At 53.9% G+C, this 21842-nt stretch carries 29 protein-coding genes; 5 read left to right on the forward strand and 24 right to left on the reverse strand.

The window, feature by feature from the left end; genetic code table 11:
* Positions 1 to 112 precede the first annotated feature (112 nt).
* Both ACYJL1_RS12010 and ACYJL1_RS12015 read left to right on the forward strand, forming a co-directional pair.
* Positions 113 to 568, forward strand: a complete 456-nt coding sequence (locus tag ACYJL1_RS12010) for a MaoC family dehydratase (RefSeq protein ID WP_460895622.1) — start codon at positions 113 to 115, stop codon at positions 566 to 568.
* Complete coding sequence (locus tag ACYJL1_RS12015; protein WP_460895623.1) at positions 568 to 1437, forward strand: HpcH/HpaI aldolase/citrate lyase family protein; 870 nt, start codon at positions 568 to 570, stop codon at positions 1435 to 1437. Before ACYJL1_RS12010 ends, ACYJL1_RS12015 begins: the two co-directional genes overlap by 1 nt.
* Before the next feature lie 14 nt (positions 1438 to 1451).
* Here ACYJL1_RS12015 and ACYJL1_RS12020 read toward each other — a convergent pair whose 3' ends face one another.
* Positions 1452 to 2045: a nitroreductase family protein gene (locus tag ACYJL1_RS12020; protein WP_460895624.1), complete on the reverse strand. Its 594-nt coding sequence runs from the start codon at positions 2043 to 2045 to the stop codon at positions 1452 to 1454.
* A 123-nt stretch (positions 2046 to 2168) separates the two neighbouring features.
* Between ACYJL1_RS12020 and ACYJL1_RS12025 the strand changes: the two genes are divergently transcribed.
* The gene (locus ACYJL1_RS12025; RefSeq protein WP_460895625.1) at positions 2169 to 3236 is read left to right on the forward strand and encodes a hypothetical protein; all 1068 of its coding nucleotides are present in this window, start codon (positions 2169 to 2171) and stop codon (positions 3234 to 3236) included.
* A gap of 494 nt (positions 3237 to 3730) precedes the next feature.
* Here the strand turns inward: ACYJL1_RS12025 and ACYJL1_RS12030 are convergent, their stop codons facing one another.
* The 4 genes from ACYJL1_RS12030 to ACYJL1_RS12045 form a co-directional block, all read right to left on the reverse strand.
* Complete coding sequence (locus ACYJL1_RS12030; protein ID WP_460895626.1) at positions 3731 to 4594, reverse strand: lysophospholipid acyltransferase family protein; 864 nt, start codon at positions 4592 to 4594, stop codon at positions 3731 to 3733.
* Positions 4595 to 4679: 85 nt separating this feature from the next.
* Positions 4680 to 6662 carry a threonine--tRNA ligase gene (thrS, locus tag ACYJL1_RS12035; RefSeq protein WP_460895627.1) on the reverse strand — a complete coding sequence of 661 codons (1983 nt, stop codon included), beginning with the start codon at positions 6660 to 6662 and terminating at the stop codon, positions 4680 to 4682.
* A 170-nt stretch (positions 6663 to 6832) separates the two neighbouring features.
* On the reverse strand, positions 6833 to 8146 hold the full coding sequence (locus tag ACYJL1_RS12040) for a replication-associated recombination protein A (protein WP_460895628.1): 1314 nt from the start codon (positions 8144 to 8146) through the stop codon (positions 6833 to 6835).
* 21 nt (positions 8147 to 8167) lie between these two features.
* The gene (locus ACYJL1_RS12045) at positions 8168 to 9607 is read right to left on the reverse strand and encodes a DegQ family serine endoprotease (protein WP_460895629.1); all 1440 of its coding nucleotides are present in this window, start codon (positions 9605 to 9607) and stop codon (positions 8168 to 8170) included.
* Between the two features lie 243 nt (positions 9608 to 9850).
* Between ACYJL1_RS12045 and ACYJL1_RS12050 the strand changes: the two genes are divergently transcribed.
* Positions 9851 to 10603: an AraC family transcriptional regulator gene (locus ACYJL1_RS12050; protein WP_460895630.1), complete on the forward strand. Its 753-nt coding sequence runs from the start codon at positions 9851 to 9853 to the stop codon at positions 10601 to 10603.
* A gap of 80 nt (positions 10604 to 10683) precedes the next feature.
* Entirely contained in the window at positions 10684 to 11295 is a 612-nt protein-coding gene (locus tag ACYJL1_RS12055; RefSeq protein ID WP_460895631.1) for a LysE family translocator, read from the forward strand.
* A gap of 135 nt (positions 11296 to 11430) precedes the next feature.
* On the opposite strand, the gene rplQ is transcribed toward ACYJL1_RS12055, so the two are convergent.
* The 19 genes from rplQ to rplP form a co-directional block, all read right to left on the reverse strand.
* Complete coding sequence (rplQ, locus tag ACYJL1_RS12060; RefSeq protein ID WP_115055376.1) at positions 11431 to 11859, reverse strand: 50S ribosomal protein L17; 429 nt, start codon at positions 11857 to 11859, stop codon at positions 11431 to 11433.
* A gap of 97 nt (positions 11860 to 11956) precedes the next feature.
* Complete coding sequence (locus ACYJL1_RS12065) at positions 11957 to 12970, reverse strand: DNA-directed RNA polymerase subunit alpha (protein ID WP_460895632.1); 1014 nt, start codon at positions 12968 to 12970, stop codon at positions 11957 to 11959.
* Between the two features lie 125 nt (positions 12971 to 13095).
* Positions 13096 to 13485, reverse strand: coding sequence for a 30S ribosomal protein S11 (gene rpsK / locus ACYJL1_RS12070; RefSeq protein ID WP_008124952.1), 390 nt, complete (start codon positions 13483 to 13485; stop codon positions 13096 to 13098).
* A gap of 129 nt (positions 13486 to 13614) precedes the next feature.
* A complete protein-coding gene (gene rpsM / locus ACYJL1_RS12075; RefSeq protein ID WP_091876975.1) occupies positions 13615 to 13983 on the reverse strand; it encodes a 30S ribosomal protein S13 in 369 nt (122 codons plus the stop codon).
* A 274-nt stretch (positions 13984 to 14257) separates the two neighbouring features.
* Entirely contained in the window at positions 14258 to 14908 is a 651-nt protein-coding gene (locus ACYJL1_RS12080) for an adenylate kinase (protein WP_460895633.1), read from the reverse strand.
* Positions 14905 to 16245, reverse strand: a complete 1341-nt coding sequence (gene secY / locus ACYJL1_RS12085; RefSeq protein ID WP_460895634.1) for a preprotein translocase subunit SecY — start codon at positions 16243 to 16245, stop codon at positions 14905 to 14907. Before secY ends, ACYJL1_RS12080 begins: the two co-directional genes overlap by 4 nt.
* A gap of 213 nt (positions 16246 to 16458) precedes the next feature.
* A complete protein-coding gene (rplO, locus tag ACYJL1_RS12090; RefSeq protein ID WP_115055382.1) occupies positions 16459 to 16935 on the reverse strand; it encodes a 50S ribosomal protein L15 in 477 nt (158 codons plus the stop codon).
* A gap of 17 nt (positions 16936 to 16952) precedes the next feature.
* A complete protein-coding gene (gene rpmD, locus ACYJL1_RS12095) occupies positions 16953 to 17153 on the reverse strand; it encodes a 50S ribosomal protein L30 (RefSeq protein WP_008124941.1) in 201 nt (66 codons plus the stop codon).
* 67 nt (positions 17154 to 17220) lie between these two features.
* Positions 17221 to 17787 carry a 30S ribosomal protein S5 gene (gene rpsE, locus ACYJL1_RS12100; RefSeq protein ID WP_008124939.1) on the reverse strand — a complete coding sequence of 189 codons (567 nt, stop codon included), beginning with the start codon at positions 17785 to 17787 and terminating at the stop codon, positions 17221 to 17223.
* 168 nt (positions 17788 to 17955) lie between these two features.
* Complete coding sequence (rplR, locus tag ACYJL1_RS12105; protein ID WP_008124937.1) at positions 17956 to 18318, reverse strand: 50S ribosomal protein L18; 363 nt, start codon at positions 18316 to 18318, stop codon at positions 17956 to 17958.
* A gap of 12 nt (positions 18319 to 18330) precedes the next feature.
* Positions 18331 to 18864, reverse strand: a complete 534-nt coding sequence (gene rplF, locus ACYJL1_RS12110) for a 50S ribosomal protein L6 (RefSeq protein WP_460895635.1) — start codon at positions 18862 to 18864, stop codon at positions 18331 to 18333.
* Between the two features lie 25 nt (positions 18865 to 18889).
* Positions 18890 to 19288 carry a 30S ribosomal protein S8 gene (gene rpsH, locus ACYJL1_RS12115; RefSeq protein WP_460895636.1) on the reverse strand — a complete coding sequence of 133 codons (399 nt, stop codon included), beginning with the start codon at positions 19286 to 19288 and terminating at the stop codon, positions 18890 to 18892.
* A 12-nt stretch (positions 19289 to 19300) separates the two neighbouring features.
* Complete coding sequence (gene rpsN / locus ACYJL1_RS12120; protein ID WP_008124931.1) at positions 19301 to 19606, reverse strand: 30S ribosomal protein S14; 306 nt, start codon at positions 19604 to 19606, stop codon at positions 19301 to 19303.
* A gap of 25 nt (positions 19607 to 19631) precedes the next feature.
* Positions 19632 to 20189, reverse strand: coding sequence for a 50S ribosomal protein L5 (gene rplE / locus ACYJL1_RS12125; RefSeq protein ID WP_115055386.1), 558 nt, complete (start codon positions 20187 to 20189; stop codon positions 19632 to 19634).
* A complete protein-coding gene (gene rplX / locus ACYJL1_RS12130; RefSeq protein ID WP_460895637.1) occupies positions 20182 to 20493 on the reverse strand; it encodes a 50S ribosomal protein L24 in 312 nt (103 codons plus the stop codon). Before rplX ends, rplE begins: the two co-directional genes overlap by 8 nt.
* 10 nt (positions 20494 to 20503) lie before the next feature.
* Positions 20504 to 20872: a 50S ribosomal protein L14 gene (gene rplN / locus ACYJL1_RS12135; RefSeq protein ID WP_008124924.1), complete on the reverse strand. Its 369-nt coding sequence runs from the start codon at positions 20870 to 20872 to the stop codon at positions 20504 to 20506.
* Positions 20873 to 20956: 84 nt separating this feature from the next.
* Positions 20957 to 21199 (reverse strand): 30S ribosomal protein S17, encoded by a 243-nt coding sequence (rpsQ, locus tag ACYJL1_RS12140; RefSeq protein ID WP_460895638.1) that lies wholly within the window; start codon positions 21197 to 21199, stop codon positions 20957 to 20959.
* Between the two features lie 11 nt (positions 21200 to 21210).
* Entirely contained in the window at positions 21211 to 21411 is a 201-nt protein-coding gene (gene rpmC / locus ACYJL1_RS12145; RefSeq protein ID WP_008124920.1) for a 50S ribosomal protein L29, read from the reverse strand.
* Between the two features lie 12 nt (positions 21412 to 21423).
* Positions 21424 to 21837: a 50S ribosomal protein L16 gene (gene rplP, locus ACYJL1_RS12150; RefSeq protein WP_008124918.1), complete on the reverse strand. Its 414-nt coding sequence runs from the start codon at positions 21835 to 21837 to the stop codon at positions 21424 to 21426.
* Positions 21838 to 21842 lie beyond the last annotated feature (5 nt).

The raw sequence follows: 21842 nt of genomic DNA on the forward strand, positions 1-21842 counted from the left end.
TACCATGCGACCAAGGGGAAGCCTGTCCAATCACCATGAAGACATTGCCCCGTTGCGATCCGCACAGCACCGTCATAATCTCCTGCAAAACATTGCGGAGGTTCGACATCACATGGTTGGCTTATATCTGGAAGAGTTTGAGGTCGGACACGTCTTCAATCATGCGCTTCGCAAGACGATCACTGAAAGCGACAATATGCTGTTTTCGGTCATGACATTGAATACGCAGCCGTTGCATATCGATTTTGACTTTGCTAGCAAGACAGAATGGGGAAAACCTCTCGTCAACTCCTTGTTTACACTGGGTTTAATGATTGGTATCTCTGTCAACGACACCACGATAGGCACAACAATTGCCAATCTCGGCATGACTGACGTAACCTTTCCATCTCCTCTGTTTCATGGAGATACGGTTCGCGTTGAGACACAGGTTATTTCAGCCCGCGCATCCAAATCCAAGCCGGATCGCGGCATTGTCGAGTTCGAGCATCGCGCTTTTAACCAGCATGGTGTCCTGGTCGCAAAATGCACGCGGCAGGCAATGATGAAATCAAAGGGTGCAGCCTGATGCGCTCGCTCCTGTTTATTCCCGGCGATTCGGAAAAGAAGCTGAAAAAAGGACTCACCAGCGAAGCTGATATACTTTTGATCGATCTTGAAGATTCGGTAAGCGCAGAGCGCAAGGCTGATGCGCGGCAGATCACCGCCGATTTTCTGAAGTCGAACGCCGGCCTCGCCTCGCCTCGTCTGTTTGTGCGAATCAATGATCTCTCCAGCGGTCTCGCCGATGGTGACCTTGCCGCCGTTATGCCATCCTTGCCCGCTGGCATTCTTCTACCAAAATCTAATAGCGGTAAGGATGTGACGAGGCTCTCGGTAAAGCTGAACGTGCATGAGGCGCAGACTGGGCTTGCTGAAGGCGTTACGCAGATCATTGCGATCATCACGGAAACCGCTATCGGCACCCTATCGGCTGCCACCTATCCGGATTCATCCAAACGATTAACGGGTCTTAGCTGGGGGGCAGAGGATCTTTCGGCAGTTATCGGCGCAACCGCAGTGCGCAACGAGGCAGGTCTTTATACGGACGTGTTTCGCATGGCCCGTGCCTTGACGATTCTTGGCGCATCAGCCGCCGACGTTGCAGCCATCGACACAGTCTATATCGACTATCGTAATGAAGAAGGTCTTGTCCGCGAATGTACCGAAGCCGCCCGCGATGGTTTTACGGCCAAGCTGGCAATTCATCCGGCACAGGTGGCAATCATCAATCAGGTGTTCACGCCCTCGGCTGAAGCGGTCGATCAGGCCCAGCGAATCATTGCGGCTTTTGCAGCTGACCCCTCTGCCGGCGTCATCGGCATTGATGGCAAAATGTTCGACCGCCCGCATCTGAAGCGGGCGGAGCGGCTTGTCACCAGAGCGCGGTCGCTTTAGCGCTGTCTGTATTCTCAGCCTTTCCAAGGCCCGGAATATTCAGACAATATTGCGTCGACTTCCGGGCGGGGCCGCTCCGGCACTTTCTGCTGGCAGCTCCCGATATGCACAAATCCCGTCACCCGCTCATGCGGGGCAAGTCCGAGCAACGCCCGACCCTTCTCGTCCGAAGAATACCAATTGCTGATCCAGTTCGTCACATAACCCAATGCATTGGCTGCCAGGCAAAGCTTCATTGCCGCCGCACCCGAGGAAAGAAATTGTTCCCATTCGGGAATATGGTGCTCAACTGGGGAGAACACGACGCCAATCACCAGCGGTGCACGGGCAAAGCGCTTTAGTTCCTGCTCGCGGCGCTGTTCGGTCAACGGGCCTTCGCGCTCCTCGCAAAGTTCGGCAAGATATTTTCCAACCTCAACACGTGCGTCGCCCCGATACAAAATAAAGCGCCAGGGCGTCAGACGGCCATGATCCGGCACCCGCGATGCAATGGTAATGATTGTACGAATCTCTTCGTCAGATGGCGCTGGAGGGCTGATTGCTGAGATGGGGGTGGAACTTCTTGTCGACAGAAAATCAAGGACTGGATTGGATGAGGAAGTGTTCATGGAATAATCAGAATGACCCTGTTGCTCTATTGCGCAGACAATGGCTTCGTTTTGTCAGCCAAGTAAAGACATGAGAGCGAGAAAAGCCTTGAAATTGCCATCGGCTTCGGATCAAAAGCTTGCATGGGCGCATTCCAGACAATTGCCGTTGGCCGCATTTTCCGCAAACCCTTGTTTGCCATCATGGCATTTGCCTGTTTGGTGTCGGGACCAACCGCATTTGCACAATCCTTGACGTCGGACTTACCGGAAGTCGCCCCACTTGAGCTGCCCAATATTGTGCCGCCTGCTGGCAAGGGCGAGATGCCGATAATTCCTAACTTGAATGAATATGCCAATCCAAAAGCTCCGCAGAACAATCCACTGGTCAACGAACCGGAGCTTGTCCTTACAGCGAAGCTTTCAGATGAGAGCGAGGCAATTGGCCGTGGTCTTGTGTGGCGGGTATTTTCACCCGAACCTGGACCAGACGGCAAACTGAGCCTCCTGGCTACGGCCAAAGGCGGTACAACCTCATTTAACCTTGCGCCCGGGAGTTATCTGATTCACGTCGCCTTTGGACGTGCTGGTGCTACCAAACGCATCTCAATGACCCGCGCCAAGCGCAGCGAGACAATGATTCTCGATGCAGGCGGGATCAAGCTCAACGCTGTGCTTTCCGGCGGTGCTCGCATTCCTCCCGATCGTTTGCGGTTTTCGATTTACGAAGATCATGAAGACACCAATGGCGAACGCGCCCTCATCATCCCCGATGTCAAGCCGGATAGCGTTGTTCGTCTGAACACGGGTACCTACCAGATTGTTTCAAATTACGGCTCGGCGAATGCCGTCATACGCTCTGATATCCGCGTGGAGGCAGGCAAAATCACTGAAGCGAATGTCGAACACCGCGCTGCGCTGATGACGATGAAACTGGTCCGTGAGGCTGGCGGTGAAGCGCTTGCCGATACAGCCTGGTCTGTGCTCACCACATCAGGCGATATTGTTCGGGAAAGCGTCGGCGCCTTTGCATCCATGGTTCTTGCAGAGGGCGAGTATGTCATCATCGCCAAGAATAAGGACAAGATCTACCAGCGAGACTTCAAGGTTGTGGCCGGGCGCAACCAGGATGTCGAGGTAATCGCCGCCAACGGCGCAAGCACTGCGGTAAGCGCCAACCAGCCAGCGAAAGGCGAAGAGCCGCTGGACTGAAACCGAATATTGATAAGCTGCATATCTGTTTTGCGCCCTTCGACAAGCTCAGGATGAGGGAGGTTGGAAATGGCAGGGCTTGTTCTGTAACCGAATTACCGGAAAGACGCTGGAACTCGCGGATCAATAAGCATGCCTGTTTTGCGTGGTTCGACAAGCTCACCATGAGGAAAGTGGTGAATTGCAAAGCTCCCCCGTACCGTCTCAGAATAAAAGCGCAGGATGAGGAAAATGGGAATGGCAGGGGCGTTATTCCGTAACATTGCGGCACGTTTTGCTGCCCGCCACCTGCCTAATAGCAAGCTTTACTCGGAGGCAATGCAGAAAAACTCTGCAATCAGACCACTTCCCTCATACTGAGCCTGTCGAAGGACGCACCACGCACAAGAGACCAGCAATTCCACACCCCTCTTCGTCATCCTCGGGCACTTGACCCGAGGATCCATTGCTTATGGGGTCGAGGCTAACGGACAGGATGTTGCGTGACAGAGTATTTAGATCCTCGGGTCAAGTGCCCGAGGATGACGGATAGTTCGGTGCTCAACAGAACTCGGCCGCAGCGAAAAAACGGCATTATAGAGATATTGCAACAGCGTCTGGCGATCTTCCAGCGCCTTTAACTCATCCCAGCTAATAATATTACCGATCCGCACATTGATGGATTTGCCCGACAGACGCCGGAATTCGCGGATCAAAAGCGAAATGCGCAAAGTCATCGATATTTTGCTGGCGAGGTGAAACAACCGGCCATTTTGCCCGTCGAAGTAGACCGGAATGACCGAAGCTTGCGCCTGCCTGATGAGCTTGGCAGGAAATATCTTCCAAGGCAGATCTTCCGCACGGCCAAAACCCTTGCGCGCTGTTGCCACGCCGCCCGCTGGAAAGACAACGATTGTGACGCCCTCTTTGAGTAGACGCACAGCTTCATGACGGGTCGCCATGTTCATCGCCATGGCTTCCTTCGTCTCGTCAAAACATACCGGCAAGGCATAAGGGCGGATTTCAGGTACTTTCAGAAGATCATTATTGATCAGAACACGGAAAGGCCGGCCTAGCTGCTCGGCAAGAGCAAGGGCAGCAATTCCATCACCAATGCCGAATGGATGGTTGGCTATCAGAACCAGCGGCGTATCGGGTAGATTTTGCGGCGGCCACTGATCCGGCCCCTCGAGCCTGATATTGATCAGTTCCATCATGCGGCAGAAGACATCAATCCCAGCCGGGACGATCTCGGTCCGCCATATATTATACAGCCCGACATAATGGTTTCTGCCGGAGATCGCTTCAATCGAGCGGATCAACCATTGCGTGAGACGCGTCTGAGTATCATTGGCGTAGGAAAGCTCGGAAAACTGCACCGTGAGGAAACCCCGAAGGTTATTTTGGGGATTATCCCGGATATTTGTGACAGCGCGATGAAATCACCGCGCTGTCAAAGCAATGTCATTCGGCAGCCAGACGCAGAAGGTCCGGCGGCGTTGCCTCGTGTTTCAATTGCTGGACTGCCTCATCCAGCGAGAGAGATGTCTGGTTCTGTGAACCGAGACGGCGCATATTTACAGTCCGCTCTTCTGCCTCACGCATGCCGCATACGATAATGACAGGGACCTTCTGCAAGGAATGCTCGCGCACCTTGTAGTTGATCTTCTCATTACGAAAATCGGTGATGACTTGAAGTCCAGCCGCTTTCAGCTCTTTGGCGACCTGACGGCCATAATCATCGGCTTCCGTCGTAATTGTGGCAACAACAACCTGCACCGGCGCAAACCACAGCGGAATGTGACCTGCAAAGTTCTCGATCAATATGCCGAGAAAACGCTCCATGGAGCCGCAAATGGCACGGTGGATCATAACCGGCTGCTTCTTCTCAGACGTTGAGTCGATATAGAACGCTCCGAAGCGCTCCGGCAGATTGAAGTCGACCTGAGTTGTGCCGCATTGCCACTCGCGGCCAATGGCATCCTTCAGCGTATATTCAAACTTGGGACCGTAGAACGCACCCTCGCCCGGCAAAATGCCGGTCTTGATATCGTTCGACTGCTGCTGGATCTGCTCCAGCACGCCCGTCATGACTGCCTCGGCACGGTCCCACAATTCGTCCGAACCAACGCGTTTTTCAGGACGGGTCGAGAGCTTGATCGTGATCCCTTCGAACCCGAAATCCTTGTACACTGAAAGGATAAGATCATTGATGCGCAGACATTCTGCGGCCATCTGCTCATCGGTGCAGAACACATGCGCGTCATCCTGCGTAAAGCCACGTACACGCATCAACCCATGCAATGCACCCGACGGCTCGTAGCGATGAACATTGCCGAATTCTGCAAGGCGTACCGGCAGATCGCGATATGACTTCAGGCCATGCTTGAAAATCTGCACGTGACCCGGACAGTTCATCGGCTTGAGTGCAAAGATGCGCTCGTCATCGGTCTCGTCGCCCGCGACTGTTACCTTGAACATATTGTCACGATACCAGCCCCAGTGGCCGGACGTCTCCCAAAGCGATTTGTCGAGCACCTGCGGCGCGTTCACTTCCTGATAAACGCCATCGAGCCTGCGGCGCATATAGCTGACCAGAGACTGGAACATGCGCCAGCCCTTGGCATGCCAAAACACAACGCCCGGGCCTTCTTCCTGGAAGTGAAACAGATCCATTTCACGGCCAAGCTTGCGGTGGTCGCGCTTCTCGGCCTCTTCCAGCATATGAAGATAGGCATTGAGATCATTATCATTAGCAAAGGCCGTACCATAGATGCGGCTCAGCATCGGATTATTGCTGTCACCGCGCCAATAGGCACCTGCAACCTTCATCAACTTGAAGGAGTTTCCTACCTGCCCAGTTGAGGCCATATGCGGACCACGGCACAGATCGTACCAGTCGCCCTGAGCATAGATTTTCAGGTCCTGCCCTTCGGCTATAGCGTCCACCAGTTCAACCTTATAAACTTCGCCCTTTTCGGCAAAGACCTGACGGGCCTTTTCACGCGACCAGATTTCCTTGGTGAAAGGCTTGTTGCGGGCGATGATCTCCCGCATCTTTTTCTCGATCAGCGGAAGGTCTTCCGGCGTGAACGGCTCGTTCTTGGCAAAGTCGTAGTAGAAACCGTTCTCGATGACCGGTCCGATCGTGACCTGCGTTCCGGGGAAAAGCTCCTGTACCGCCTCTGCCAAGACGTGCGCGCAATCATGACGGATGAGCTCGAGCGCGCGCGGGTCCTCACGGGTCAATATTTCGATCGCGCCTGAAGCGCCAAGCGGATCGGACAAATCGCGGACCGTGCCATCAACAGCATAGGCAACGGCTTTCTTGGCCAGCGATTTTGAAATGGATTCTGCAAGTTCCGCACCGGTCATGGCGGCGTCATAATCACGCTTTGAGCCATCGGGGAATTGCATGGATACAGTTTTGGCAACTGCTAGCGACATAAGGCTTCTCCTATCCAGTCCCGCCAACGATTGCGGGTGGTTCTCTAAAACAGCCGGATTCTTGTCCGGTCGCGGACTTCTAAATGCAGATTGGGTTGAGGTAAAGGGTTTTGGGATAAATGCCTGCACGATCGTTATGCGTGGTTCGCATAACGATCGTGCAACTAACGTTAGTCCTCCCCGCGCTCCTGACGCAGTTTTTGCCAATAATCCATGCGTTTGCGGATTTTCCGCTCAAATCCCCGTTCAGGCGGATCATAGAAACTCTGCCGTCCGAGCGCTTCGGGAAAATAGTTCTGTCCGGAAAAGGCGTCGGGCTGATCGTGATCATAGGCGTAACCCTTGCCATAGCCCTCGCCTTTCATCAGCTTGGTTGGGGCATTGAGAATATGCTTGGGCGGAAGCAGCGAACCATTGGCCTTGGCCGCTCCCATGGCTGCCTTGTAGGCTGTATAAACCGCATTGGATTTCGGCGCCGTGGCGAGATAGACACAGGCCTGCGCCAGCGCCAATTCACCTTCAGGCGATCCGAGATAATCGTAGGCGTCTTTTGCAGCATTGCAGATGACCAGAGCCTGCGGATCGGCAAGGCCGATATCTTCGCTTGCCATTCGCACCAGCCGTCGTCCAAGGAAAAGCGGGTCTTCGCCTGCATCAAACATTCGGCACAGATAATATAATGCCGCATCAGGATCGGAACCGCGCACGGATTTATGCAGAGCAGAGATCAGATTATAATGACCATCCTGCCCCTTATCATAGACAGGAGCGCGACGTTGCACGATGTGTTGAACGCGCTCGGCATCGAAAATCTCGCCTTCGCGAGCAGCGCGCCATACTTCTTCAGCCAAAGTCAGGATTGCCCGGCCATCACCATCCGCCATGCGCACCAGACTTGCCCGCGCTTCATCATTCAGCGGCAGGGCTTTGCCCTCATGGCTTTCCGCCCGCTCGAGCAATGCCACAAGACTGGTTTCATCATGAGGGTGAAACACCAGAACACGCGCGCGTGACAGCAAGGCCGCATTGAGTTCAAAGGAGGGGTTTTCCGTCGTCGCGCCGACCAGCACAATTGTGCCATCTTCCATAACCGGCAAAAAGGAGTCCTGCTGGGCGCGGTTGAAGCGATGAATTTCGTCCACGAAAAGCAATGTCTGGCGGCCAGACATTTTGCGCGATCGCGCCATTTCAAAGACCTTTTTGAGGTCGGCCACGCCGGAAAATATTGCAGAAATCTGTTCAAACGCGAGATTTGTCTCGTTGGCCAGCAGTCGCGCGACCGTCGTCTTGCCTGTACCCGGCGGCCCCCAGAAGATCATTGATCCTAGCGACCCGGAATCAATCATCCGTGTCAGCGCGCCTTCCGGCCCGGTCAGATGTGTCTGGCCGGTGACTTCGCTCAGGTTGCGCGGTCGCAGGCGGTCAGCAAGCGGCCGGCTCCTGTCCGAAGCAGGATCCCCGCCTACTGAAAATAAATCCGCCATGCTCTTGCTGCCTTGTCGCGTCTACCGAATGATCTGACGGATTATGGCACCGCCACGCTCAAACTCGAAGCGCCAAAGCACGGGATTGGCTGACATAGCCTTGCCAAGATCGGCAATAGTGTCGATTTTAGCACCATTTATGCCACGGATAATATCGCCGGGCTGCAAGCCAATGCGGGCAGCTGGAGAATTCGGATAAACCTTGTCAACAGCGACACCATCCGTACCCTCGGGTAAGCGCAGGCGCGTGATGCTAGCGGGACCGAGCTTGAGAACAAGTGCACCCGAAAGCGGGTTCTTGCCTTGAATCATCAATTTATTATCCGGAGAATCGGGATCAGGCTTTTGCAAAGTCACAGAGACGGACTTTTCCTTGGATCGGCTCAATATGTCGAACTTCACCGTTTTGCCAATACCGGCTGTTGTCATGCGATAGCCAAGCCCATCGGGGTTTTCAATGCGAACACCATCGACATTCAGCACCACGTCGCCGACACGCAATCCGCTTTTATCGGCTGGACCACCTTTGGTAACATCTGTCACGAGCGCGCCATAGGGCTGTCTCATCCCCAGACTTTCAGCAACATCAGGAGTGACGTTCTGAAAAGCAGCACCAATGTATGGCCGCTCAAACGTGTCTGCACCACCCTTGGCTGTATCAACAACTGCCCGCACCATATTGGCCGGTATGGCAAAACCGATACCGACTGAACCGCCGGACTTGGAGAAGATAGCCGTATTGACGCCCACCAGCTCTCCATCCATGCCAATCAAGGCACCGCCGGAATTACCGGGATTGATGGCTGCGTCAGTCTGAATGAAGAAGTCGAAATCTGAGATACCGACCCGCGTGCGCGCCTGCGCCGAAACGATACCACTTGTCACAGTCTGGCCGACACCGAAAGGATTGCCGATCGCCAGCACCAGATCACCCACTTCAACCTTGTCGGAATCTGCAAGTTTCAAGAATGGCAGCGGTTCGCCAGCATCAATCTTCAAGATGGCGATATCTGTCGACTCGTCTTTAAGCAGTACCTTTGATTCGAACTCGCGGCCATCTGACAGCGCGATTTTTACGGTATCTGCATCGCGGATCACATGATTATTGGTCACGATAATGCCCGAACCATCAACAATCACGCCGGAGCCAAGCGACGACTGAACGCGGGGCGGACCGCTAAACTGCCGTCCACCGAAAAACTGCTCAAAGAATGGATCACCCGCGAAGGGCGAACGCTGCTGCACAGAATGGGCGGCATAGACGTTGACCACGGCGCCCGCCGTCTGCTTGACCAGTGGCGCGTAGGATAATTGCACCTCTGTGCGATTTTCCGGCACTTGCTTTGTGGTGTCGGCGGTTTGCGCGTAGACCGGAAGAGCGGCTGCGGCAAAGACAACCGCGCCAAGTAAAACCGCCCGGGCGGAAGCGCCTATTGCCGAGCTTCGCAAAACAGAACCCATATTAATCTCCGATAGCTAATGAATCAGTCAAACCGCTTCGACCAATGTGGTGATTCCGAGCGATGATACCAGCCATTAAACAAAGCAAATTTGAGACATATCGTTTCACCTGATGTGGATTGGAGCCTTTGCCGCGACTTCCCCTGTAATTGGCGTTGGGATAGTATGTACCGGGAAACAGGCGACGGTCGATTGAGCAAGATAAGAGGTCAATTCAGGATCTATCCGAGTAGCAACCCCGGCATGCAAATTGTCGAGGCCGCCACAAGCCACTCCTTTGCGCGCCATATGCATGATCAGTTCGGCATTGGTGTGATTCATCAAGGCGCGCAGAAATCGCTCAGTGGTCGTGGTACAGTGGAAGCAGGCCCCGGTTACGTCATCACGGTTAATCCCGGCGAAATACATGACGGCGTACCCATCGGCGATGCCGGGCGCTCTTGGCGGATGATCTATTTTGACCCTGCAATCATCGAAAACGCGCTCGATGATATCAATGAGGGTGCTTCTGTCACAACCGAGTTTACTCAACCGGCCATGGACAGTCCCCTCCTCGCCAGGCAATTTCAGGATCTCTTCCACGCACTGACCCTTAGAATCTACGAGCCGCTGCTTCACGAGGAAAAGCTGATCAGTCTGGTTGCGCGAACGCACAAATGCCCCGCCATGCTTAACGTTGTTTCTGCTGCCATACACACCGTGAAACAGCATCTTGATGACGAACCGACCACGTCATTCACATTGACTGATCTGGCAAAGGTAAGCGGACTCAGCCGTTTTCAGGTTCTGCGAGGCTTTGCGGCGGCAACTGGATTTACCCCCCACGCCTATCTTATGCAGCGACGCGCTGATATTGCTCGCCGCTTGATCCTGCAAGGCATGGCACTTGCGCAAACCGCAGCCGCGAGCGGCTTTGCCGATCAAAGTCACATGAACCGTATTTTCGCGCAAAAATTCGGGCTATCACCCGGCTCCTATGCGGCATCACTGGGGTGAAGCAATAACTGCAATCCTGTCCAAGACCGGACGTACGAACTCGGCTTTAGTCCTTCTCATTAAAGCAAGGAGAATGGCTCATGAGTTTGGAGTTCCTAATCACATCGCTGATTATCGTCATATCGCCGGGCACAGGTGTGGTTTATACGCTGGCAACCGGACTGACACGCGGCGTCAGAGCAAGCATCGCCGCGTCGCTGGGTTGTACAATCGGAATAGTTCCGCATATGGCGGCGGCTATAGGCGGACTGGCAGCCATCATGCATACGAGCGCTATTGCATTTCAGACATTGAAATATCTCGGCGTCATCTATCTGCTGTTCATGGCGTGGAATGCATTGCGCGAGAACGGATCATTGCGTGTTGATCAGGCAAATACCGAAAGCTCGCTTGGCCGAGTCACCCTGACGGCGATCCTCATCAATATTCTGAACCCGAAATTGTCGATCTTCTTTCTCGCCTTCCTGCCGCAGTTCGTGACCGCAGAAGAGAGTCAGCCCGTGCTGAGCATGCTTGGTTTAAGCGCAGTGTTCATGGCGATGACTTTCATCGTCTTCGCTTGTTATGGGCTTTTTGCAGCTTCCGTTCGGGACAAAGTAATTTCCCGGCCCGCCGTCCTTACATGGATTCGCCGTTCATTTGCCGCTGCCTTTGTCGGACTGGGTATAAAACTGGCTTTGACGCAGCGTTGAGTGCGAGTAGTTTCAAGGCTGCGCAATTAGAACAGGAGCCAATGCGCAACCCTGTGCTGGTTGGATAGTCCCGAAGATACAAACAGAAAAAGGGAGCCGAAGCTCCCTTTATACTTTAGTCCGTCGAAGCGTTGATTACGCTGCTTCGGCTTCGTTGGCGCGTTCTTCTTCAACGCGGGCCAAATCCTTCGAACCTTTTGCGCTGACATCACGATCAACGAATTCGACAACTGCGAGCGGTGCATTGTCACCGGTGCGGAAGCCTGCCTTCATGATGCGGATGTAGCCGCCATTACGCTGACCATAGCGTGGTGCAAGCGTATCGAACAGCTTGGCAACCAGCTTGGCATCGCGGATAGCCGAGATGGCCTGACGACGAGCGTGCAGATCACCGCGCTTGCCGAGTGTGACAAGCTTTTCTACGATTGGACGAATTTCTTTGGCCTTGGGCAGCGTTGTCACGATCTGCTCATGCTCGATCAAAGATGCAGCCATGTTGGCAAACATCGCCTTACGATGGCTGGCAGTCCGGTTAAGCTTGCGGCCTGAATTACCGTGGCGCATGAGCCTTCTCCTTCAGTTTTCTTTTCGGGCTCATTGCCCGGGCTAATTATTCAGTTCGGGCTCATTGCCCGGGCTTATGTGTCGGGCAGAGCCCGGATTAGTACTGGTCTTCGTAACGCTTTGCGAGATCTTCGATGTTCTCTGGCGGCCAGGCTGGAACTTCCATACCAAGATGGAGGCCCATGGAAGCCAGAACTTCCTTGATTTCGTTCAACGACTTGCGACCGAAGTTCGGTGTGCGCAGCATTTCTGCTTCTGTCTTCTGAATGAGGTCGCCAATGTAAACGATATTATCATTCTTCAGGCAGTTTGCCGAGCGAACCGAAAGTTCGAGTTCATCGACCTTCTTGAGCAGAGCAGGATTGAACGCGAGTTCAGTAACCTGTTCCTGCTGAACTTCTTTCTGCGGCTCGTCAAAGTTGACGAAGATCGCCAGCTGGTCCTGAAGAATACGCGCTGCATAAGCAACTGCATCTTCACCGGAGATCGAACCATCAGTCTCGATCTGCAGGATCAGCTTGTCATAATCGAGAACCTGACCTTCGCGGGTGTTCTCGATCTTGTAGGAAACCTTGCGGACCGGCGAATAAAGGCTATCGACTGGAATAAGACCAATCGGAGCGTCTTCAGCGCGGTTGCGGTCAGCAGGAACATAACCCTTGCCGGTGTTGACAGTGAATTCCATACGGATTTCAGCGCCTTCATCGAGCGTGCAGATAACATGTTCCGGGTTCAGGATTTCGATATCGCCAACAGTCTGAATATCGCCGGCCGTTACAATGCCGGGGCCTTCCTTGCGAACGACCATACGCTTTGGACCATCACTTTCCATGTGGATAGCGATTTCCTTGATGTTCAGCACAATGTCCGTCACATCTTCACGAACGCCCGGGATCGACGAGAATTCATGCAGAACGCCGTCAATCTGCACCGCAGTCACGGCAGCGCCGCGCAGCGAAGACAGAAGAACGCGGCGCAAGGCATTGCCCAGCGTCAAGCCATAGCCGCGTTCAAGCGGCTCAGCGACGACAGTTGCCTTGGTCTTCGAGCCGGAGGTCTGAAACTCAACCTTGTTCGGCTTGATCAATTCTTGCCAGTTTTTCTGGATCATCTATGTTTTCCTTATCCTTGCCAGTGCCACCATCCAATCGTGGCCTTGAAGCGTGGAAACCCCATAAGGGGCTTGAAGCCGATGGGCTGAAAATCAACACACCGGCCAAATCCTAGAGCAAAAGACTAGACGCGACGACGCTTGCGCGGGCGGCAGCCATTGTGCGGGATCGGTGTCACATCACGGATCGATGTGATTGTGAAACCAGCAGCCTGCAATGCGCGCAGAGCAGATTCACGACCGGAGCCAGGTCCGCAAACTTCAACTTCCAAAGAACGCATGCCGTGTTCCTGTGCCTTCTTGGCACAATCTTCAGCAGCCATCTGAGCAGCAAATGGTGTGGACTTGCGCGAGCCCTTGAAGCCCTGCGCACCAGCCGACGACCAAGCAATCGCATTGCCCTGCGCATCAGTGATGGTGATCATTGTATTGTTGAATGTCGAATTAACGTGGGCAACGCCCGACGAAATGTTCTTCCGCTCGCGGCGGCGAACGCGTGTGGCTTCCTTGGCCATAGTAGTCCTTTCAATTGATCTCGACGCCTCCGTATTTCCAGAGGCTCCACCGTGGTTTCAGTTAAAGTGCGAAACCAGCACGCCTGCCATGAAAGGCAGAACCGGCGCAGCGAACCGCGCCGGACAATATTACTTCTTCTTGCCGGCGATTGCCTTGGCAGGACCCTTACGGGTGCGCGCATTTGTATGCGTGCGCTGACCGCGGACCGGAAGCGAGCGGCGATGACGCAGACCGCGGTAGCAGCCCAGATCCATCAAACGCTTGATGTTCATGGAAACTTCACGACGAAGATCACCCTCAACGTGGTAATCGCGATCGATTGTTTCACGGATCTGCAATACTTCGGCATCGGTCAACTGATTGACGCGACGCTCCGCAGGAATGCCGACTTTAGCGACGATTTCCTGTGCAAATTTTTGACCAATCCCGTGAATGTACTGAAGCGCAATAACAACGCGCTTATTCGTCGGGATGTTGACGCCAGCGATACGAGCCACGTCTGTTCTCCTTGTTAACCGGCAGAGCTGGATCACCGATACGGCAGCCAGATGACGGGATGAAAATTAATATTCGAGGACAAACACAAACGATCAGCCCCGAACCTTTATTACCGGATCGGCGCCGACCGCTTTATATCCAAGCGAATTTGCGCCGTACTTGAAGGAATCGCTGTGAAAAGTCAACTCCTCCAAGAAAATTATGTCAGTTCAGCGAATGATTCAGGAAAGCTGCTGTGAAGCAATTATGACTTTCCGGAAAAAATCATGCGATTTAAAGTTCCGACAGAATTTTTTCGATTGATGCCGTGACCTCTTCAAAGTCGGCCATGCCATCAACCTTCTTCAACTTGCCCTTGGCATAGTAGTAGCCAATCAACGGCGAAGTCTGCTTGTAGTATGCCTCAAGGCGCGTGCGCACCGTTTCAGCATTGTCGTCCGGACGGCGTTTGAATTCCGTCGAGCCGCACTTGTCGCAGACACCCGCAACTTTTGGCTTTTTATTGGTATCGTGATAGCCGGTTCCGCACTTGGCGCAGGTATAGCGACCCGATATACGCTCAACGAGAACGTTGTCGTCCACTTCAAGCTCAATCACGCAATCCAGTTCCAGATCCTTGTCAGCGAGCATCTGCTCCACTGCATCGGCCTGAATCAGAGTGCGCGGATAGCCATCGAGAATAAATCCCTTGGCTGCATCCGGCTGATCAATGCGTTCAGAAACGATCGCATTGACGATCTCATCGGAAACCAGATTGCCGGCATCCATGACGGCTTTCGCCTTCAGGCCTACATCGGTTCCCGCATTGACTGCTTCGCGCAACATGTCCCCCGTGGAGAGTTGCGGTATGCCTAACTTTTCGACCAAGCGCTGAGATTGAGTTCCCTTACCTGCCCCCGGTGGTCCGAGAAGTATTAATCTCATCTGTTGCGTTTCCCTCCACGGAGCTTCGACTTCTTGATAAGCCCCTCATATTGATGCGCGATCAGGTGGCCCTGAATCTGTGCAACCGTATCGAGCGTGACGCTCACGACAATCAGCAGCGATGTACCGCCGAGATAGAATGGAACACCGGCCCAGGAGATCAGGAATTCCGGCAGCATGCAGATCAGAACCAGATAGGCAGCGCCGATGACCGTGACACGGGTAAGTACAAAGTCGATATATTCCGCTGTGCGCTCACCGGGACGAATGCCGGGAATGAAACCCGAATGCTTCTTCAGCTGATCGGCAGTGTCCTTGGGATTGAACACAAGCGCCGTGTAGAAGAAGGCAAAGAAAACAATCATCGCAGCATAAAGGAACATATAGGCAGGCTGGCCATGGCCAAGCGAAGACAGGATGCTCGTCGCCCAGGCAGGCATCTGTTCGCTCTGCGCAAAGCCTGCAACTGTTGCTGGCAGAAGCAGCAGCGAGGAAGCGAAGATCGGCGGAATAACACCGGCAGTGTTCAGCTTCAACGGCAGATGCGACGTGTCACCCTGGAACATGCGGTTGCCGACCTGACGCTTCGGATACTGGATCAGAAGGCGGCGCTGTGCGCGTTCGACGAAGACGATTATGCCAATAACAGCAACTGTCAGCACGATAATCGCAAGAATGATACCGGTCGAGAGCGCGCCTGTGCGGCCAAGTTCCAGCGTGCCGGAAATAGCCTGTGGCAGGTTGGCGACAATGCCGGAGAAGATGATCAGCGAAATACCGTTGCCGATACCGCGCGCGGTGATCTGCTCGCCAAGCCACATGAGGAACATCGTGCCACCGACAAGGGTAATCACTGTCGAGAACAGGAAGAAGGGTCCCGGATCTGTGACAATGCCTTGGCTGCCTTGCAGTCCAACAGCAATCGCATAGGCCTGAACCGTAGCAAGAAGCACGGTGCCATAGCGTGTATACTGATTGATGACCTTTCGGCCCTGCTCGCCATCCTTCTTCAACTGCTCGAGAGTAGGAATGACGGAAGTCATGAGCTGGACGATAATCGATGCCGAAATATAAGGCATGATACCGAGCGCGAAGATCGCCATACGTTCAACAGCACCGCCCGCGAACATGTTGAACATGCCGAGGATGCCTTGAGCCTGATTGTTGAATGCCTGAGCGAATGCGCCGAGATTAATACCCGGCAACGGGATATAGGTGCCAAGCCGGTAAACCAGCAATGCGCCAAGTGTAAACCAGATACGCTTCTTGAGCTCACTGGCTTTTGAAAAAGCTGAGAAATTGAGATTTGACGCGAGCTGTTCAGCGGCTGAAGCCATTATAGTCTCCGGTCTGTGCCGTCAGAGCGGTATCCCGCTCCAACTTTTGTTCTTTCGCAATTTCAAACGGAAAACCGGCAGCCACTTTTCCTGAAATTGCGTTAGAGCCCCGTTCTAAACCCGGTATCGAGAATCGACGGTCTTACCCCAGATATGATCTGAGAAGAAAAGGTACAAGCGGCGATCGTAAAGATCGCCGCTTGCCTGTCCGTATTATTCTGCTGCAGCAGGTGCAGCTGGCAGCTTGACTGTACCGCCGGCCTTTTCGATCTTTTCGATCGCAGCCTTCGATGCACCGGAAACTTCGAAAGTTACCGCAGTCGTGATTTCGCCGTCAGATAGTAGACGAACGCCGTCTTTGGCGCGGCGGATAACGCCGGCAGCCTTGAGCGTTTCAATGGTGACAGCAGCCTTCGGGTCGAGCTTCTTGGCATCGATTGCAGTCTGCACGCGGCCGACTGAAACGGTGTTGAAGTTCTTCGAGAAGATGTTGGTGAAACCGCGCTTTGGCAAGCGACGGTAAACTGGCATCTGTCCGCCTTCGAAGCCGTTGATGGCAACACCCGAACGGGACTTCTGACCCTTGACACCACGACCGGCTGTCTTGCCGGAACCAGAACCAATACCGCGGCCAACGCGCTTGCGGGCCTTGGTTGCGCCTGGATTTTCACTCAGATCATTGAGTTTCATTTGTCTAATCTCCGGTATCAAGCCTCGTCCACGACGCGGACGAGATGTTGAACCTTGGCAATCATGCCGCGAATTGAAGGCGTATCTTCAAGTGTGCGACGACGATGCATTTTATTGAGGCCCAGGCCAACAAGCGTTGCGCGCTGTTCTGCCGGACGGCGGATAGGGCTGCCGATCTGTTCGACCGTAACCGTCTTACCCTTCTTCTTCTCAACCATGACTTTGTCCTTTAGTCTCTACAGTGAGCAAAGCCAAAGGCCCTGCCCTGCTGCGCCACTTTATGGCCTATTCTTCCGAACCGACCACATCGCGGCGGCGAGCCTGCAGTGTCGAATACTTGATACCGCGCTGAGCAGCGATGTCCTTCGGATGCATCTGATGCTTGAGAGCATCAAATGTCGCGCGAACCATGTTGTATGGGTTCGACGAACCGAGCGACTTGGCAACAACGTCCTGTACGCCGAGAGTCTCGAAGACTGCGCGCATTGGACCACCGGCAATGATACCAGTACCAGCTGTAGCTGCACGAAGCAAAACCTTGCCAGCGCCGTGACGGCCATGCACATCGTGATGCAATGTACGGCCCGAACGCAGCGGAACGAAGATCATTTCGCGCTTGGCAGCTTCTGTTGCCTTGCGGATCGCTTCCGGCACTTCGCGCGCCTTGCCATGACCGAAACCAACGCGGCCCTTCTGATCGCCGACAACGACGAGAGCAGCAAAACCGAAACGACGTCCGCCCTTAACAACTTTGGCGACGCGATTGATGTGTACGAGCTTGTCAACGAATTCGCTATCGCGCTCTTCGTTACGGCCACCACGATCGTCGCGGCCTCTCTTTTCCTGTGCCATGCTCCTAATTCCTTTTTCTTTTCCGGTAGCACGAATGACATTACAGCGCCGTGGATATGAATTGATCCACATAGATCGCGGTAACAGTTTTAGTACGCGAAGTCCGGCTTACAAGAGACGAGCCCTTGCAGTCCCGGACTTCGAAAGTCTTTACCCTGAAGTCCGATCTTAGAAACTAAGACCTGCTTCGCGGGCAGCTTCAGCAAGTGCCTTTACACGGCCGTGGTAAATATAGGCACCACGATCGAAGACAACTTCCTTGATGCCGGCCTTGACAGCGCGCTCTGCAACGAGCTTGCCAACCAATGCCGCTGCATCCGAATCTGCACCAGTCTTCAGCTTGCCCTTGAGGTCAGCTTCGAGAGTGGATGCGGATGCAATAGTGTGACCATGCGCGTCATCAATGATCTGCGCATAGATATTCTTTGAAGAACGGTGGACGCTGAGCCGCGGACGGTCACCGGCAACCGCCTTGAGCTGGCGGCGAACACGCGAAGCGCGACGCTGAATGATTTCTTTCGGCGATGCCATGACACGAGTTCCTTACTTCTTCTTACCTTCTTTGCGAACGATCTTCTCGCCCGCATATTTCACGCCCTTGCCCTTGTAAGGCTCCGGGCTACGATATTCGCGAATCTCAGCTGCGACCTGGCCTACCTGCTGCTTATTGATGCCGGTGACGACGATTTCCGTCGGCTTTGGCACTGCAACTGTGATGCCTTCCGGCACCTGATAGACAACTTCGTGGCTGAAGCCAAGTGACAGCTGCAGGTTTTTGCCCTGCATGGCTGCGCGATAGCCAACGCCGCTGATTTCGAGACGCTTTTCAAAACCGTCCTTAACACCCGTGAAGATGTTGACGACCATAGTGCGGCTCATGCCCCACTTTGAACGAGCGACTTTGGAGTTGTCACGCGGGTTAACGCTGACAGCACCGTCTTCAAACTTGACCACAACGTCGTCATTGGCAACGAAGGACAATTCGCCCTTCGGGCCTTTGGCCTTGATGGTCTGGCCGTCTACGCTGGCTGTTACGCCTTGCGGGACTGCCACTGGTTTTTTACCGATACGAGACATTTTTCAAACCTTTTCAAGCCGGTGCTTAGAATATACGGCAGAGCAGTTCGCCGCCGACATTCTGTTCACGTGCCTCGTGGTCTGCCATAACGCCCTTCGGCGTCGACAGGATCGAAATACCAAGACCGTTCGCAACCTGCGGGATCGACTTGGCCGACACGTAAACGCGGCGACCGGGCTTCGAAATACGGGTAATCTCACGAATTACCGGTACATTCTCAAAATACTTCAGTTCGATTTCGATTTCGGACTTGCCGTTATCGAAGTCAACCTGGCTGTATCCACGGATATAGCCTTCGGACTGAAGAACATCCAGAACGCGGGCGCGAAGCTTGGAGGCTGGTGTTGAAACCTTGCCCTTCTTGCGCATGATTGCGTTACGGATACGTGTCAGCATATCGCCGAGAGGATCTGTCATAGACATCGCGTTCTCTCCTTACCAGCTCGATTTCACGATGCCAGGCACCTGGCCGAGCGAACCCAGCTGGCGCAATGCGATACGCGACATTTTAATCTTGCGGTAATAACCGCGTGGACGGCCCGATACTTCGCAACGATTGCGAATACGAACCTTGGTGGAATTGCGTGGCAGTTCTGCCAGCTGGATGGTGGCGCGGAAGCGCTCATCCAGAGGAAGCGACTGATTCATCACGACAGCCTTCAGGCGCGCCCGCTTTGCAGCGAAACGCTTTACCAGAAGACCGCGGCGCTTGTTCTTTTCGACTGCGCTCGTCTTTGCCATTTCAAATACCTCGCTACGCTTGCCGTTACTGGCGGAAAGGGAAGTTGAAGGCGCGCAGAAGAGCGCGGGCTTCATCATCCGTTTTTGCAGTCGTGCAAACGATGATGTCCATGCCCCAGATCTGATCAACCTTATCATAGTTGATTTCCGGGAACACAATGTGTTCCTTGATGCCCATGGCAAAGTTGCCACGACCGTCAAAGCTCTTTGGATTCAGGCCGCGGAAATCTCGAACGCGTGGAAGCGCGATCGTGATCAGACGGTCAATGAATTCGTACATGCGCTCTTTGCGAAGCGTTACCTTCGTTCCGATCGGCATATTCTCACGTACCTTGAAAGTAGCGATCGAATTGCGCGCACGGGTAATAACCGGCTTCTGGCCAGCAATCAATGCCAGATCTTCAGCTGCGACAGTTGGCTTCTTTGAGTCAGCTGTTGCTTCGCCCACACCCATGTTGAGAACAACCTTGGTGATGCGCGGGATCTGCATCTCGTTTTCGTATTTGAACTCTTCGAGAAGAGCTTTACGAACCACGTCGAAGTACTGTGTCTTCAGACGAGGTGTAATGTTTGCATCAGCCATCGATCAGATCTCCTGAACGCTTTGCTACACGTACCTTCTTGCCGTCCTCGAGGACTTTGAAACCAACGCGGGTCGGCTTTCCATCCTTGTCGGCAATAGCAATGTTCGACAGATGGAGCGGCGCTTCTTTCGAAATAATGCCGGCTTCCTGGCTCTGTGTCTGCTTCTGGTGACGCTTTACAAGATTAACGCCGCTAACGAGCGCTTGCTCATCCTTCGGCAAAACTTTGATTACTTCGCCGGTACGACCCTTGTCCTTACCAGCTAGAACGACAACGCGGTCGCCTTTACGGATCTTCTGCATCGTCTGCTCCTTACAAAACTTCTGGAGCCAGCGAGATGATCTTCATGTGGCTCTTTGCGCGAAGTTCGCGCGGAACCGGTCCGAAGATACGCGTGCCGATAGGCTCTTTCTTATTGTCGATCAAAACAGCAGCGTTCTTGTCGAAACGAATTACGCTACCATCTGCGCGACGGATGTCTTTGGCTGTACGAACAACCACAGCCTTCATCACGTCACCCTTTTTAACACGGCCGCGCGGAATTGCTTCCTTGATCGAAACGACAATAATGTCGCCGACCGAAGCATATTTCCGCTTCGAGCCGCCCAGCACCTTGATGCACATGACACGACGTGCGCCGGAATTATCCGCCACGTCGAGGTTTGTTTGCATCTGAATCATGACTAGCCGCCTTCTTCTTGTTCAACCGGACTGGGCTTTCCTTGCCCCTCGCGATTGTTGCGTACTTACATACAGATATTAATATTAACTTGCCGGGGCGTCAGCTACGACAACCCAACACTTGTCTTTCGAAATTGGCTTGGATTCCTCAATAGAAACCCGGTCGCCAACCTTGAACTGGTTGCTCTCATCATGCGCCTTGTACTTCTTGGACTGGCGCACAGTCTTCTGGAGGAGCGGGTGCGAATAGCGCCGCTCGACCTTGACCACAATGGTCTTGTCGTTTTTGTCGCTCACGACAACGCCCTGCAGAATGCGTTTAGGCATGGTTTTCTTCCTTAAGCCTTGCTCTCGACCGCTTTTTGGCGGGCGACAGTTTTGATGCGCGCAATATCACGGCGGATCTGCCGGACGCGAGCGGTTTTTTCCAACTGACCGGTTGCTTTCTGGAAGCGCAGGTTAAACTGCTCTTTCTTCAGCGAACCAAGTTCTTCATTCAACTGATCAAGGCTCAAGGCCCGGACTTCTGCGGATTTCATAACATCCACCCCTTATTCTGCGATGCGCTGAATAAAGCGCGTCTTGACCGAAAGTTTCGCAGCTCCGAGGCGAAGTGCCTCACGAGCGATTTCTTCCGAAACGCCGTCGAGCTCGAACATGATGCGGCCTGGTGCGACACGGGACGCCCAATAATCGACCGAACCCTTACCTTTACCCATGCGGACTTCGGTAGGCTTCGATGTTACTGGCACATCCGGGAAAATCCGGATCCACACGCGACCGGCACGTTTCATGTGACGGGTAATTGCACGGCGAGCGGCCTCGATCTCACGCGCTGTAACGCGGTTCGGCTCGAGGGCCTTCAGGCCGAAAGCACCAAAATTCAGATCCGTGCCGCCCTTCGATGCGCCGTGGATACGGCCCTTGAACTGCTTGCGGAACTTTGTGCGCTTAGGCTGCAGCATTGTTC

This window comes from Phyllobacterium sp. K27 (assembly GCF_054796155.1).

What these genes read in the sequence shown, in the direction of transcription:
- ACYJL1_RS12010 (WP_460895622.1), top strand. Translation starts at nt 113, where the DNA reads ATGGTTGGCTTATATCTGGAAGAGTTTGAGGTCGGACACGTCTTCAAT.
- ACYJL1_RS12015 (WP_460895623.1), top strand. Translation starts at nt 568, where the DNA reads ATGCGCTCGCTCCTGTTTATTCCCGGCGATTCGGAAAAGAAGCTGAAA.
- ACYJL1_RS12020 (WP_460895624.1), bottom strand. Translation starts at nt 2,045, where the DNA reads ATGAACACTTCCTCATCCAATCCAGTCCTTGATTTTCTGTCGACAAGA.
- ACYJL1_RS12025 (WP_460895625.1), top strand. Translation starts at nt 2,169, where the DNA reads ATGGGCGCATTCCAGACAATTGCCGTTGGCCGCATTTTCCGCAAACCC.
- thrS (WP_460895627.1), bottom strand. Translation starts at nt 6,662, where the DNA reads ATGTCGCTAGCAGTTGCCAAAACTGTATCCATGCAATTCCCCGATGGC.
- ACYJL1_RS12040 (WP_460895628.1), bottom strand. Translation starts at nt 8,146, where the DNA reads ATGGCGGATTTATTTTCAGTAGGCGGGGATCCTGCTTCGGACAGGAGC.
- ACYJL1_RS12045 (WP_460895629.1), bottom strand. Translation starts at nt 9,607, where the DNA reads ATGGGTTCTGTTTTGCGAAGCTCGGCAATAGGCGCTTCCGCCCGGGCG.
- ACYJL1_RS12050 (WP_460895630.1), top strand. Translation starts at nt 9,851, where the DNA reads ATGCAAATTGTCGAGGCCGCCACAAGCCACTCCTTTGCGCGCCATATG.
- ACYJL1_RS12055 (WP_460895631.1), top strand. Translation starts at nt 10,684, where the DNA reads ATGAGTTTGGAGTTCCTAATCACATCGCTGATTATCGTCATATCGCCG.
- rplQ (WP_115055376.1), bottom strand. Translation starts at nt 11,859, where the DNA reads ATGCGCCACGGTAATTCAGGCCGCAAGCTTAACCGGACTGCCAGCCAT.
- ACYJL1_RS12065 (WP_460895632.1), bottom strand. Translation starts at nt 12,970, where the DNA reads ATGATCCAGAAAAACTGGCAAGAATTGATCAAGCCGAACAAGGTTGAG.
- rpsK (WP_008124952.1), bottom strand. Translation starts at nt 13,485, where the DNA reads ATGGCCAAGGAAGCCACACGCGTTCGCCGCCGCGAGCGGAAGAACATT.
- ACYJL1_RS12080 (WP_460895633.1), bottom strand. Translation starts at nt 14,908, where the DNA reads ATGAGATTAATACTTCTCGGACCACCGGGGGCAGGTAAGGGAACTCAA.
- secY (WP_460895634.1), bottom strand. Translation starts at nt 16,245, where the DNA reads ATGGCTTCAGCCGCTGAACAGCTCGCGTCAAATCTCAATTTCTCAGCT.
- rplO (WP_115055382.1), bottom strand. Translation starts at nt 16,935, where the DNA reads ATGAAACTCAATGATCTGAGTGAAAATCCAGGCGCAACCAAGGCCCGC.
- rpmD (WP_008124941.1), bottom strand. Translation starts at nt 17,153, where the DNA reads ATGGTTGAGAAGAAGAAGGGTAAGACGGTTACGGTCGAACAGATCGGC.
- rpsE (WP_008124939.1), bottom strand. Translation starts at nt 17,787, where the DNA reads ATGGCACAGGAAAAGAGAGGCCGCGACGATCGTGGTGGCCGTAACGAA.
- rplR (WP_008124937.1), bottom strand. Translation starts at nt 18,318, where the DNA reads ATGGCATCGCCGAAAGAAATCATTCAGCGTCGCGCTTCGCGTGTTCGC.
- rplF (WP_460895635.1), bottom strand. Translation starts at nt 18,864, where the DNA reads ATGTCTCGTATCGGTAAAAAACCAGTGGCAGTCCCGCAAGGCGTAACA.
- rpsH (WP_460895636.1), bottom strand. Translation starts at nt 19,288, where the DNA reads ATGTCTATGACAGATCCTCTCGGCGATATGCTGACACGTATCCGTAAC.
- rpsN (WP_008124931.1), bottom strand. Translation starts at nt 19,606, where the DNA reads ATGGCAAAGACGAGCGCAGTCGAAAAGAACAAGCGCCGCGGTCTTCTG.
- rplE (WP_115055386.1), bottom strand. Translation starts at nt 20,189, where the DNA reads ATGGCTGATGCAAACATTACACCTCGTCTGAAGACACAGTACTTCGAC.
- rplX (WP_460895637.1), bottom strand. Translation starts at nt 20,493, where the DNA reads ATGCAGAAGATCCGTAAAGGCGACCGCGTTGTCGTTCTAGCTGGTAAG.
- rplN (WP_008124924.1), bottom strand. Translation starts at nt 20,872, where the DNA reads ATGATTCAGATGCAAACAAACCTCGACGTGGCGGATAATTCCGGCGCA.
- rpsQ (WP_460895638.1), bottom strand. Translation starts at nt 21,199, where the DNA reads ATGCCTAAACGCATTCTGCAGGGCGTTGTCGTGAGCGACAAAAACGAC.
- rpmC (WP_008124920.1), bottom strand. Translation starts at nt 21,411, where the DNA reads ATGAAATCCGCAGAAGTCCGGGCCTTGAGCCTTGATCAGTTGAATGAA.
- rplP (WP_008124918.1), bottom strand. Translation starts at nt 21,837, where the DNA reads ATGCTGCAGCCTAAGCGCACAAAGTTCCGCAAGCAGTTCAAGGGCCGT.